At 72.1% G+C, this 12,769-nt stretch carries 10 protein-coding genes; 7 read left to right on the top strand and 3 right to left on the bottom strand.

The window, feature by feature from the left end:
• Together ACIRPX_RS32625 and ACIRPX_RS32620 are read left to right on the top strand one after the other, a co-directional pair.
• The gene (locus ACIRPX_RS32625; RefSeq protein WP_404201990.1) at nucleotides 1-798 is read left to right on the top strand and encodes an AIM24 family protein; all 798 of its coding nucleotides are present in this window, start codon (nucleotides 1-3) and stop codon (nucleotides 796-798) included.
• Nucleotides 799-891: 93 nt separating this feature from the next.
• Nucleotides 892-1,368, top strand: coding sequence for a MarR family winged helix-turn-helix transcriptional regulator (locus ACIRPX_RS32620; protein WP_404201988.1), 477 nt, complete (start codon nucleotides 892-894; stop codon nucleotides 1,366-1,368).
• 99 nt (nucleotides 1,369-1,467) lie between these two features.
• Here ACIRPX_RS32620 and ACIRPX_RS32615 read toward each other — a convergent pair whose 3' ends face one another.
• The 3 genes from ACIRPX_RS32615 to ACIRPX_RS32605 all read right to left on the bottom strand — a co-directional run bounded on the left by ACIRPX_RS32615 (nucleotide 1,468) and on the right by ACIRPX_RS32605 (nucleotide 5,064).
• A complete protein-coding gene (locus ACIRPX_RS32615; protein ID WP_404201986.1) occupies nucleotides 1,468-2,712 on the bottom strand; it encodes an MFS transporter in 1,245 nt (414 codons plus the stop codon).
• A 157-nt stretch (nucleotides 2,713-2,869) separates the two neighbouring features.
• Nucleotides 2,870-3,826, bottom strand: coding sequence for a methylmalonyl Co-A mutase-associated GTPase MeaB (meaB, locus tag ACIRPX_RS32610; protein WP_404201984.1), 957 nt, complete (start codon nucleotides 3,824-3,826; stop codon nucleotides 2,870-2,872).
• A gap of 38 nt (nucleotides 3,827-3,864) precedes the next feature.
• Nucleotides 3,865-5,064, bottom strand: coding sequence for an acetyl-CoA C-acetyltransferase (locus ACIRPX_RS32605; RefSeq protein ID WP_404201982.1), 1,200 nt, complete (start codon nucleotides 5,062-5,064; stop codon nucleotides 3,865-3,867).
• A gap of 149 nt (nucleotides 5,065-5,213) precedes the next feature.
• On the opposite strand from ACIRPX_RS32605, the gene mce reads away from it, so the two are divergent.
• The 5 genes from mce to ACIRPX_RS32580 all read left to right on the top strand — a co-directional run bounded on the left by mce (nucleotide 5,214) and on the right by ACIRPX_RS32580 (nucleotide 12,674).
• Complete coding sequence (gene mce / locus ACIRPX_RS32600; protein ID WP_404201980.1) at nucleotides 5,214-5,654, top strand: methylmalonyl-CoA epimerase; 441 nt, start codon at nucleotides 5,214-5,216, stop codon at nucleotides 5,652-5,654.
• A gap of 233 nt (nucleotides 5,655-5,887) precedes the next feature.
• Nucleotides 5,888-9,733: a polarized growth protein Scy gene (gene scy, locus ACIRPX_RS32595; RefSeq protein ID WP_404201978.1), complete on the top strand. Its 3,846-nt coding sequence runs from the start codon at nucleotides 5,888-5,890 to the stop codon at nucleotides 9,731-9,733.
• Nucleotides 9,734-9,916: 183 nt separating this feature from the next.
• Entirely contained in the window at nucleotides 9,917-10,852 is a 936-nt protein-coding gene (locus tag ACIRPX_RS32590) for a cellulose-binding protein (RefSeq protein ID WP_384264096.1), read from the top strand.
• 89 nt (nucleotides 10,853-10,941) lie between these two features.
• Nucleotides 10,942-11,907 carry an ABC transporter ATP-binding protein gene (locus ACIRPX_RS32585; protein ID WP_404201976.1) on the top strand — a complete coding sequence of 322 codons (966 nt, stop codon included), beginning with the start codon at nucleotides 10,942-10,944 and terminating at the stop codon, nucleotides 11,905-11,907.
• Nucleotides 11,904-12,674 carry an ABC transporter permease gene (locus tag ACIRPX_RS32580; protein ID WP_404201974.1) on the top strand — a complete coding sequence of 257 codons (771 nt, stop codon included), beginning with the start codon at nucleotides 11,904-11,906 and terminating at the stop codon, nucleotides 12,672-12,674. Before ACIRPX_RS32585 ends, ACIRPX_RS32580 begins: the two co-directional genes overlap by 4 nt.
• Nucleotides 12,675-12,769 lie beyond the last annotated feature (95 nt).

Genomic DNA, 12,769 nt, shown 5'->3' with positions numbered 1-12,769 from the left:
ATGTACGGGGCTCCGGGCGGCGGCCCGACGGTCTACGACCCCATGACCCTGCCGGTCGACGACAACGTGAACAAGTACACCTTCTGCGTGGAGCTCAAGGGGAGCCAGTGGTTCCTGCAGAAGGGGAAGATGATCGCCTACTACGGCGCGATGGAGTTCAACGGCATCGGGCACGGCCGGCTCGACCGACTCGTCCGTACGTCCTTTCATTCGCCACTGCACGCCGGCGAGTGGGTCGTGGCGGAGGGCTCGGGCAAGATGCTGCTCGCCGACCGGGCCTTCGACGTGAATTCCTACGACCTCGAAGACGGCAATCTGACCATTCGCTCGGGCAACTTGCTCGCTTTTCAGCCAAGTCTCGCTCTCAAGCAATCGATCGTGCCGGGTTTTCTGACGCTGATCGGAACCGGAAAGTTCGTGGCCGCGTCTAACGGCCCGGTGGTGTTCATGGAACCCCCGATCCGGGTGGACCCGCAGGCGCTCGTCGGCTGGGCCGACTGCCCGTCGCCGTGCCACCACTACGACCACAGCTACCTGACAGGTGTAATGGGCGGTCTACGTGCGATGACGGGCCTCGGCGGCGCCTCCGGGGAGGAGCACCAGTTCGAGTTCGTCGGAGCCGGCACGGTCCTGCTCCAGTCCTCGGAGACCCTCATGGCCGAGCAGGCCTCGGGGGTGCTCCCGCCCGAGCCGGGGGTGCCCGGCGGCGGCGGGGCGCACACAGGTCCTTCACAGCAAGCCGGCGCACCGCGCCTTCCCGGACAGCTGGCAGACCTCCAGCGTCGCTTCGGGCTGTGAGCGGTAGTCTGCGGAGTGTGACGTCGAACGTATGCGCGCCGTCACACCACCCCTCACTAGTTCGCCTTTCAACATTTTAGGTAGACTTCATTCATGGAGACCGAGACGGCCACGCCCTGGCTGACCGATGCGGAGCAGTGCGCCTGGCGCACCCACCTGGAGGTCAACAGGCTGTTGACGTACCAGCTCGAGCGGGATCTGCAGCCGTTCGGCCTGACGATGAACGACTACGAGATCCTGGTGAACCTCTCCGAGTCGGAGGACGTGCGGATGCGGATGAGCGACCTCGCCTCCGCCACCCTCCAGTCCAAGAGCCGCCTCTCCCACCAGATCACGCGGATGGAGAACGCGAACCTGGTCCGGCGCGAGAACTGCGAGTCCGACCGCCGCGGCCTCTACGCGGTGCTGACCGAGCACGGCATGGAGACGATGCGGCGGGTGGCGCCGCACCATGTGGCGTCCGTACGGCGGCACTTCATCGACCTGCTGTCGCCCGAGGCCCTGGCGGAACTCGACAAGGCCCTGAAGCCCATCGCGGAACACCTGCGCGGGCAGCGGGGACGCCCCTGACCCCCTGGGTCACCCCTCGGCGGGGGCCGACGGCAGGCGGAGTCCGCACCGGACGCCGCCTGCGGGCGTTTCCGGGCCGCCGAGGGGCCGGCTCCCCCGTCACACCGCCGGCGCGGCCTCCTGCGCCTCCCGGTCCGCGCGGGCGGCGCCCCACGCCGTCACCAGGGCGGTCAGCAGGGCCGCGGCGGCCGCCGCGGTGAAGCACAGGGCGGTGGACAGACCGCCCAGCAGGACGCCCGCTCCGGCGGCGCCCGCCGTACTGCCCGCGTTCACACCGGTGTTGACCCAGGCCCCGGCCCGGACCCGGGCCTCGGGCGCCGCCGCCTCGTCGGCGCTCAGATAGGCGGTGGTCAGGGCCGGGGCGACGAAGAACCCGGCGGCCGCGAGGGCGAGCGCCAGGGTGCCGAGGCCGGGCGCGAGGGCGGCACCGAGCAGGGGCGGGGTGAGGCCCGCCACCGTGAGCGGCAGCCGCGCGCGGGCCGGGGTGCGCCAGGCGACCGCCCCGTTGAACAGGCCGCCGGCCGCGCTTCCGGCCGACAGGGCCGCCAGCGTCCAGGCCACGGCCGCGTCGCCGTGGTGCCGTTGCCCGGCGAAGGCGACGACCACGAGGTCCACCGCGCCGAGCGCGAGCCCGACCCCGGCCGCGGCGAGGACGGGCCGCCGGACGCCGCGCAGCGCGCCCCGCGGGGCGGCGGCCCGGCGCGCTCGCGGCACGCGCCCGGCGGGCCCGGCCGCCCGCACGGCCGGCGACCGCACGAACCCGGCGGTGCCGGCCGCCAGCAGGGATGTGCCGAGGACGATGCCGGCCGCCGGCGGGGCGAACCCCGCCAGCACCCCGACGACCAGCGGCCCGGAGACGAACAGCAGCTCCTCGGCGACCCCGTCCAGGCCGTACGCGCGCTGCAGCAGCTCGCGGTCCCGGGTGAGCCGCCCCCACACGGCCCGCATGGCCGGGCCCAGCGGCGGGGTGCAGGCGCCGGCCGCGGCGGTCACGGCGCCCACGACGAGTGGCGGGACGGCCCCCGGACGCCACACGAGCGCCGTCAGCAGACCCAGCATGCCCGCGTGGGCGGCGGCCATCGGGACGAGCGCGCGGCGCGGCCCGTGCCGGTCGACGAGGGCCGCCCGCACGGGCGAGAGGAAGACGCCGGTGCCGCCGAACAGCGCCATGGCGGTACCTGCCACGGCGTAGGAGCCGGTGGCCCGGGTGACGGCGAGCATCACGGACAGGGGGACGATCCCGTACGCCAGCCTGCCGAGCAGGGCGGCCGCGAAGGTGCGGCGGGCGTACGGGAGTTGAAGGACGGCGGCATACGTCGGCCGCGCAACGGGCTGGACGGACACGGGAGTTCCTCGACTCGAGGCGGGAAAGGGGACGCCTGAGAGCCGCGCCGGCCGTCGGTGCGGCCGCGCGGGCCCGGGCGTGCCCTATGCCAGGAGGAGGTACATGCCGGTCAACGTAGCAGCGCCACGCGGACGTCGGCCACGCCGATGAGCGGCGTCAGCTCTCCGTGAGCCCCGCGACCAGTTCGTCCGCGGCCCGGTACGGGTCCAGCTCGCCCTCGACGATCCGCTCCGCCAGCGCGCTCAGCCGGCGGTCGCCGTGCAGGTCGCCGATACGTTCGCGCAGGGCCGTGACCGCGATCGTCTCGACCTCGCGGGCCGCGCGGGCCCGCCGGCGCTCGGCGAGGACTCCCCGCTCCTCCATCCACGCGCGGTGCTTCTCCAGAGCCTCCACGACCTCGTCGACGCCCTCGGCGCGCGCCGCGACCGTCTTGACGATCGGCGGACGCCAGTCGCCGGGGCCCCTGGACTCGCCGAGCCCCAGCATGTGGTTCAGCTCGCGCACCGTGGCGTCGGCGCCGTCGCGGTCGGCCTTGTTGACGACGTAGACGTCGCCGATCTCCAGGATTCCCGCCTTCGCCGCCTGGATGCCGTCGCCCATGCCGGGTGCGAGCAGCACGACCGAGGTGTCGGCCTGGGAGGCGATCTCCACCTCCGACTGGCCGACGCCGACCGTCTCGACCAGGACCACGTCGCAGCCGGCCGCGTCCAGCACGCGGATCGCCTGCGGCGCGGCCCAGGCGAGGCCGCCCAGGTGGCCCCGGGTCGCCATCGAGCGGATGTAGACCCCCGGGTCGGAGGCGTGCTCCGACATCCGGACCCGGTCGCCGAGCAGGGCGCCGCCGGAGAAGGGCGAGGACGGGTCGACGGCGAGGACGCCGACCCGCCTGCCCTGCTTGCGGTACGCCGTCACCAGTGCCGAGGTCGACGTGGACTTGCCGACGCCCGGGGAACCGGTCAGGCCGACCACGTACGCGTTCCCCGTCAGCGGCGCCAGCGCCTCCATGACCTCCCTGAGCTGCGGGGACGCCCCCTCGACCAGCGAGATCAGCCGGGCCACGGCCCGCGGCCGGCCTTCCCTGGCCTGGGTCACCAGGGTGGAGACGTCCTGCATCACTGCTCCGTTCAGAGGTTCACGTACGACAGGGAGGTTCAGGCCTTGGGTACCCGCACGATCAGCGCGTCACCCTGACCGCCGCCGCCGCACAGCGCGGCCGCGCCCACGCCGCCGCCCCGCCGCTTCAGCTCCAGCGCCAGGTGCAGCACCAGCCGGGCGCCGGACATGCCGATGGGGTGGCCGAGCGCGATCGCGCCGCCGTTCACGTTCACCATTTCCGTGGACACGCCGAGGTCCTTCATTGACTGGACCGCGACGGCGGCGAACGCCTCGTTGATCTCGATGAGGTCGAGGTCGGAGACCTCCAGGCCCTCCTTCTTCAGGGCGTGCAGGATCGCGTTGGACGGCTGCGACTGCAGGGAGCTGTCCGGGCCCGCCACGTTGCCGTGGGCGCCGATCTCGGCGATCCACTCCAGGCCCAGCTCCAGCGCCTTGGCCTTGCTCATCACGACCACGGCCGCCGCGCCGTCCGAGATCTGCGAGGCGGTGCCGGCGGTGATGGTGCCGTCCCGGGTGAACGCCGGGCGCAGCTTGCCCAGGGACTCCGCGGTGGTGTCGCCGCGGATGCCCTCGTCCTTGCTGAACAGGACCGGGTCGCCCTTGCGCTGCGGGATCTCGACGGGGGTGATCTCCGCCTCGAAGACGCCGTTCTTCTGGGCGGCGGCCGCGCGCTGGTGGGACAGGGCGGCGATCTCGTCCTGCTCGGGGCGCCGGATGCCGAGGCGCGTGTTGTGCTTCTCCGTCGACTCGCCCATCGGGATGTTCTCCCACGGGTCGGTCAGGCCGTCGTGGGCCATCGCGTCGAGCATCTCGATCGCCCCGTACTTGAAGCCCTCGCGGGACTTGGGCAGCAGGTGCGGCGCGTTGGTCATGGACTCCTGGCCGCCGGCGACGATGACGTCGAACTCGCCGGCGCGGATCAGCTGGTCGGCCAGCGCGATGGCGTCGAGGCCGGAGAGGCAGACCTTGTTGACGGTCAGGGCCGGGACGCTCATCGGGATGCCGGCCTTGACGGCGGCCTGGCGCGCGGGGATCTGCCCCGCGCCGGCCTGCAGCACCTGCCCCATGATCACGTACTGGACCTGGTCGCCGCCGATGCCCGCACGGTCCAGGGCGGCCTTGATCGCGAAACCGCCGAGATCGGCTCCGGAGAAGGTCTTGAGCGAGCCGAGCAACCGTCCCATGGGCGTACGCGCGCCCGCGACGATCACCGAGGTGTTCGTTCCAGATGACATGAGCTGCGATCCCCTTACCGGCTGCACAGCCGAGGAGTGAACGAGGGTTTACATCGAATGTACTGAGTGGCACTCCGTGCCGTCACCCGGCCGTCGATGTGATCGCTGGCACGTTGCGCAACCCTGCCAGGAGCGCTGCACTGTCACACATGCTGACGCGAATCGACCACATCGGGATCGCCTGCTTCGACCTCGACAAGACCGTCGAGTTCTACCGGGCCACGTACGGCTTCGAGGTGTTCCACTCCGAGGTCAACGAGGAGCAGGGCGTGCGCGAGGCCATGCTCAAGATCAACGGGACGTCCGACGGCGGCGCCTCCTACCTGCAGCTCCTGGAGCCGACGCGGCCGGACTCCACCGTCGCCAAGTGGCTCGACAAGAACGGCGAGGGTGTCCACCACATCGCCTTCGGCACCGCGGACGTGGACGGCGAGGCCGCCGGCATCAAGGAAAAGGGCGTCCGCGTGCTGTACGAAGAGCCGCGACGCGGCTCCATGGGGTCACGGATCACCTTCCTGCACCCCAAGGATTGTCACGGTGTACTGACAGAACTGGTCACTTCGGCGCCTGTTGAGTCACCTGAGCACTGACCCTCGTACATATGGGCCGGTAGGGTTGGGGGCGGTCGCCTCTCGTACCGGGGTGGCCGGGTCCTGCCGTCAGAGGGAGGACCACGCCGGGGTCCGGGTTTCGGGGGGCGAGCGTCGGGGCAGCAGCCCATGCTCCGCCGTTGATCTGACACCATTCCCCGGGGGCCCCGTTCGGCGGATGGACGGAGCTCGTTTGGCCAGACTTGCGACCAGGGGACGGATGGGACCGCGCAGTGCGGGGCTACGAACGCCAGGAGCGAGAGCCGGCGGCTGACGTCGACCACCTCTCTCGGTTCGAGGCCGAGATGGAGCGGCTGAAGACCGAGCGGGAAAAGGCGATCCAGCACGCCGAGGACCTCGGCTACCAGGTCGAGGTGCTGCGCGCCAAGCTGCACGAGGCGCGCCGCACCCTCATGTCCCGGCCCTCCTTCGACGGCGGTGACATCGGCTACCAGGCCGAGCAGCTGCTGCGCAACGCGCAGATGCAGGCCGACCAGCTGCGTCAGGACGCCGAGCGCGAGCTGAGCCAGGTACGGGCGCAGACCCAGCGCATCCTGCAGGAGCACGCCGAGCAGGCCGCGCGCCTGCAGGCCGAGTTGCACCAGGAGGCGGTCACCCGCCGCCAGCAGCTGGACCAGGAGCTCGCCGAGCGCCGCCAGACCGTCGAGTCGCACGTCAACGAGAACGTGGCGTGGGCCGAGCAGCTGCGCGCCCGCAGCGAGTCCCAGGCCCGCCGGCTGCTCGAGGAGTCCCGCACCGAGGCCGACCAGGCCATGGCCGCCGCCCGCGCGGAGGCCGAGCGGCTGACCACCGAGGCCCGCGAACGCCTGACGAGCGACGCCGAGGCGGCCCGGGCGGAGGCCGACCAGATCCTGCGCCGGGCCCGCACGGACGCCGAGCGGCTGCTGAACGCCGCCTCCACGCAGGCGCAGGAGGCCACCGACCACGCCGAGCAGCTGCGCTCCTCCACCGCTACGGAGTCGGACAGCACGCGCCGGCAGGCGCAGGAGCTGAGCCGGGCCGCCGAGCAGCGGATGGCGGAGGCCGAGGAGGCGCTGCGCAAGGCGCAGACCGAGGCCGACAAGCTGATCACCGAGGCGACCGCGTCCGCCGAGAAGGCCCTCGCCAGCGCCGAGTCGGCGAACGAGCAGCGCACGCGCACGGCGCGGGAGCAGGTCGCCCGGCTGGTCGAGGAGGCCACGAAGGACGCCGAGACCACCAAGTCGGAGGCCGAGCAGGTCGTCGCGGACGCGCGCACCGAGGCCGAGCGGATCGTCGCCGAGGCCGCGGAGAAGGCCCGCACGATCACCGCCGAGGAGAGCGCGACCCAGCTGTCGAAGGCGGCCAAGACCGCCGAGGACGTTCTCAACAGGGCGCAGGAGGACGCGCGGAACACCACCAAGGCCGCCGCCGAGGAGGCCGAGCGGATCCGCTCCGAGGCCGAGGCGGAGGCGGACCGGCTGCGCTCCGAGGCGCACGACATCTCCGAGCAGCTCAAGGGCGCGGCCAAGGACGACACCAAGGAGTACCGCGCCAAGACGGTCGAGCTGCAGGAGGAGGCCCGCCGGCTGCGCGGCGAGGCCGAGCAGCTGCGCTCGGAGGCGGTCGCCGAGGGCGAGAAGATCCGCGCGGAGGCCCGCAAGGAGGCCGTCCAGCAGATCGAGGAGGCGGCCAAGACCGCCGAGGAACTGCTGGCCAAGTCCCGGCAGGACGCCGACGACCTGCGCCAGAAGGCCACCGCGGACAGCGAGAAGGTCCGCACCGAGGCCATCGAGCGGGCGACGACGCTGCGCCGGCAGGCCGAGGAGACGCTGCAGCGCACCCGCCAGGAGGCCGAGCGGCACCGCGAGGAGGTCGTCGAGCAGGCCGAGGGCATCAAGGCGGACGCCGAGCGCGCCGCGGGCGAGCTGCACGAGGAGACCGAACGGGCCGTGGAGGCCCGCCGTGCGGAGGCCGCCGAGGAGCTGACGCGGCTGCACACGGAGGCCGAGGAGCGGCTCGCCGCGGCCGAGCAGGCGCTGACCGAGGCCCGCGAGGAGGCCTCACGCATCCGCCGTGAGGCCACCGAGGAGACCGAGCGGCTGCGCACCGAGGCCGCCGAGCGCATCCGCACGCTCCAGCAGCAGGCCGAGGCGGAGGCCGACCGGCTGCGCGACGAGGCCGCGTCGGACGCCTCCGCGTCCCGTGCCGAGGGCGAGGCCGTCGCCGTACGGCTGCGCTCGGAGGCCGCCGCCGACGCCGAGCGGCTGAAGGCGGAGGCGCAGGACACCGCCGACCGGATCCGGACGGAGGCGCAGGCCGCCGCGGAGCGGCTGGGGACGGAGGCCTCGGAGACGCTGGCCGCCGCGCAGGAGGAGGCCGCCCGGCGCCGCCGCGAGGCCGAGGAACTCCTCGGCTCCGCGCGCACCGAGGCCGACCAGGAGCGCGAGCGGGCCCGTGAGCAGAGCGAGGAACTGCTGGCCTCGGCGCGCAACCGCGTGGAGGAGGCCCAGACCGAGGCGGTCCGCCTGGTCGAGGAGGCCGACCGGCGCGCGAACGAGATGGTCTCGGCGGCCGAACAGCACGCCCAGCAGGTACGGGACTCCGTGTCCGGGCTGCACGAGCAGGCGCAGGAGGAGATCACCGGCCTGCGCAGCGCCGCCGAGCACGCGGCGGACCGCACCCGGCGCGAGGCCCAGGAGGAGGCCGACCGGGTCCGCGCCGACGCCTACGCCGAGCGGGAGCGGGCGAGCGAGGACGGGGGCCGGCTCCGGCGCGAGGCGGCCGAGGAGACGGAGGCGGCCAAGTCGCTCGCCGAGCGGACCGTGTCGGAGGCGATCGCGGAGGCGGAGCGGCTGCGGTCGGAGGCGACCGAGTACGCGCAGCGCACCCGCACGGAGGCCTCGGACGCGATCGCGGAGGCCGACCAGGCGGCGACCCGCACCCGGGCCGAGGCCCGCGACGACGCCAACCGCATCCGGTCGGACGCCGCCACACAGGCGGACACCCTGATCACCGAGGCGCGCAGCGAGGCCGAGCGGCTGACGACCGAGACGGTCACGGACGCCGACCGGATGCGCGCCGAGGCCGTCGCCAAGGCCGAGAAGCTCATCGCGGACGCCACCGGGGACGCGGAGCGGCTGCGCGCCGAGGCCGCCGAGACGGTCGGCTCCGCCCAGCAGCACGCCGAACGGGTCCGCAGCGAGTCCGAGCGGGTCAAGGCGCGGGCGGAGGAGGAGGCCGAGCGGCTCCTCAACGCCGCCCGCGAGGAGGCCGACCGCACGCTCGACGAGGTCCGCAAGGACGCCAGCAAGCGGCGCCAGGACGTCGCCGAACAGGTCGACAAGCTCATCACCGAGACCACGGCCGAGGCCGACAAGCTGCTCACCGAGGCGCAGCAGCAGGCCCACAAGACCACCGCCGACGCCGAGGCGCAGGCCGACACCATGGTGGGCGCCGCCCGCACGGAGGCCGACCGCCTGGTCTCGGAGGCCACGGTCGAGGGCAACGCTCGCGTGGAGAAGGCCCGTACGGACGCGGACGAGCTGCTCGTCGGCGCCCGCCGGGACGCCACCTCCATCCGCGAGCGGGCGGAGGAGCTGCGCGACCGCATCACGGGCGAGATCGAGGAGCTGCACGAGCGGGCCCGCCGGGAGTCGGCCGAGACGATGAAGTCGGCGGGCGACCGCTGCGACGCGCTCATCAAGGCGGCCGAGGAGCAGCTGGCCAAGGCCCACACGAAGGCGAAGGAGCTGGTCTCGGAGGCGAACTCGGAGGCCGGCAAAGTCCGCATCGCCGCCGTGAAGAAGGCCGAGGGGCTCCTGAAGGAGGCTGAGCAGAAGAAGTCGGCCCTGGTCAAGGAGGCCGAGGAGCTCAAGGCCGAGGCGATCCGCGAGGCCAAGCGCACGGTCGAGGAGGGAAAGCGCGAGCTGGAGATCCTGGTGCGCCGGCGCGAGGACATCAACGCGGAGATCTCCCGGGTCCAGGACGTGCTGGAGGCGCTGGAGTCGTTCGAGGCGCCGGGAGGGGCCAAGGACGGGGGCGTCAAGGCCGGAGCCACGGTCGGTGCCCCTCGTTCGGGTAAGCAGTCGGACAGCTGATCGACAGGTCCAAATCCCGTCCACTCTGGGGTCTTTGACCATTTTTTTGGCAAGAGGTCCGCCCGACAGCCACTCAAAAGGGGTGTCATTCTCCAGATCAAACACGTATCCGCTCGATGACACACCGCTTCGGCCCCTAGGATTCCCCCTATCACCTCACCGGTCTCAGTTGACAGGAACCCCATGAGCGACACTTCCCCCTACGGCTTCGAGCTTGTGCGGCGTGGGTACGACCGCGCTCAGGTGGACGAACGGATCTCCAAGCTCGTCTCCGACCGTGACAGTGCTCTCGCCCGCATCACCGCTCTGGAGAAGCGCATCGAGGAGCTCCACCTCGAGACGCAGAACGCCCAGGCACAGGTGACCGACGCCGAGCCGTCGTACGCCGGTCTCGGTGCTCGCGTCGAGAAGATCCTCCGCCTCGCCGAGGAAGAGGCCAAGGATCTGCGCGAGGAGGCCAGGCGCGCCGCCGAACAGCACCGCGAACTCGCCGAGTCGGCGGCCCAGCAGGTCCGCAACGACGCAGAATCGTTCGCGGCGGAGCGCAAGGCCAAGGCCGAGGACGAAGGCGTCCGGATCGTCGAGAAGGCCAAGAGCGACGCCTCGCAGCTGCGCTCCGAGGCCCAGAAGGACGCCCAGTCGAAGCGTGAGGAGGCGGACGCCCTCTTCGAGGAGACCCGCGCCAAGGCGGCCCAGGCCGCCGCCGACTTCGAGACGAACCTCGCCAAGCGCCGCGAGCAGTCCGAGCGCGACCTGGCGTCCCGTCAGGCCAAGGCCGAGAAGCGCCTCGCCGAGATCGAGCACCGCGCCGAGCAGCTGCGCCTGGAGGCCGAGAAGCTGCGCACGGACGCCGAGCGCCGCGCCCGCCAGACGGTGGAGACGGCCCAGCGCCAGGCCGAGGACATCGTGGCCGACGCGAACGCCAAGGCCGACCGGATCCGCTCGGAATCCGAGCGCGAGCTGGCCGCCCTCACCAACCGCCGCGACAGCATCAACGCCCAGCTGACGAACGTCCGCGAGATGCTCGCGACGCTCACGGGCGCCGCGGTGGCCGCCGCCGGCACTCCCGCCGAGGACGAGCCGATCTCCCGTGGGGTTCCCGCTCAGCAGTCCCGCTAGTCGGTAGCGCGCAGTCACCTGCGCACCCAGAGGCCCGCACCGTCTCCCCCGGAGGTGCGGGCCTCCGGCGTACGTCCTAGCGTGGCCGCATGATCGAGATCGAGGGCCTGACCAAGCGCTACGGCGACAAGCTGGCGGTCAACAACCTCACGTTCACGGTCAGACCCGGCACGGTGACGGGATTCCTCGGGCCGAACGGCGCCGGCAAGTCCACGACGATGCGCATGATGCTCGGGCTCGACCGGCCCACCGCCGGGGACGTGCGGATCGACGGCAGGCACTACGACCGCCTCAAGGACCCGCTGACGTACATCGGCGCCCTGCTGGACGCCCAGGCCGTGCACGGCGGCCGCAGCGCCTACAACCACCTGCTCTGCCTCGCACAGAGCAACGGCATCCCCCGGCGCCGGGTGGCCGAGGTGCTGGACACGGTGGGCCTCACGGCGGTCGCCCGGAAGAAGGCGAAGGGGTTCTCGCTCGGCATGGGCCAGCGGCTCGGCATCGCGGGCGCCCTGCTCGGCGACCCGCGGATCCTGATGTTCGACGAGCCCGTCAACGGCCTCGACCCCGAGGGCATCCACTGGATCCGCACCCTGATGAAGTCCCTCGCGGCACAGGGCCGTACGGTCTTCGTCTCCTCCCACCTGATGAGCGAGATGGCGCTCACCGCCGAGCACCTCGTCGTCATCGGGCAGGGCCGGCTGCTCGCCGACACCTCCATGGCGGACTTCATCGCCCGCAACTCCCGCTCCTACGTCCGCGTCCGCTCCCCGCAGCGCGAGCGGCTGCTCGACGTGCTGCACCAGGCCGGGATCACCGTCGTCGAGTCCGGCGGCGGGGCGCTGGAGGCGGACGGCGGCAAGGCGGAGCGGATCGGCGAGCTGGCGGCACAGCACCAGATCGTGCTGCACGAGCTGAGCCCGCAGCAGGCCTCGCTGGAGGAGGCGTTCATGCAGCTGACCGCGGAGTCGGTGGAGTACCACGCGCACACGGACACACCCCCGCGGGCACCGACGAGTTCCTGGGGCGGCAGCTGGGAGGGGAGCCGGTCATGACGGGGGTCCAGGTCGTGCGGTCCGAGTGGACCAAGATCCGGTCGGTGGCCTCCACGGTGTGGACGCTCTCGCTGGCCGTGGTGGTCACCGTCGGGCTCGGCATGCTGATCTCGGCGCTGACGAACCACCAGTTCGACGACATGAGCCGCACGGACCGGCTCTCGTTCGACCCGACGTTCATCAGCTTCGCCGGGATGAGCCTCGGCCAGCTCGCGATGATCGTGTTCGGGGTGCTGGTCGTCTCGAACGAGTACAGCACGGGCATGATCCGCACGTCGCTTGCCGCCGTGCCGCAGCGCGGCACCTTCCTGTTCAGCAAGATCGCCGTGGCGGCCGGCCTCGCCCTGGCCGTCGCCATGGTCACCAGCTTCGTCGCCTTCTTCCTCGGGCAGGCGATGCTCGGCCCGCACCGCGCCTCCATCGGCGACCCGCACGTACTGCGCGCGGTGATCGGCGGCGGTGTCTACATGACCCTCATCGCGGTGTTCTCGATGGGCGTCGCCGTGATGCTGCGCTCACCGATGCTGTCCCTGGGCATCCTGATGCCGTTCTTCTTCCTGATCTCCAACATCCTGGGCAACGTCTCCGCGACGAAGAAGATCGGCCGGTTCCTGCCCGACCAGGCCGGCAGCAAGATCATGCAGGTGGTCACCCCGATCGGCGACGACACCCCGTACGGGCCCTGGGGCGGCCTGGGCATCATGGTCCTGTGGGTGCTCGCGGTCCTGATCGGCGGGTACGTGTTGCTGAAGCGACGGGACGCCTGAACGGGGCCGGACTTTTACTTCCTCTTGAGCGGAACCGTCAGCGCCTCGATATCCTCCTAACCCTTACGGGGGCGTGTGCCCTGCTGTCCTGATCC

It is taken from the genome of Streptomyces sp. NPDC101225 (genome assembly GCF_044767585.1).
Classification (GTDB): Bacteria; Actinomycetota; Actinomycetes; order Streptomycetales; family Streptomycetaceae; genus Streptomyces.
This window is presented reverse-complemented; position numbering and strand designations above follow the sequence as displayed.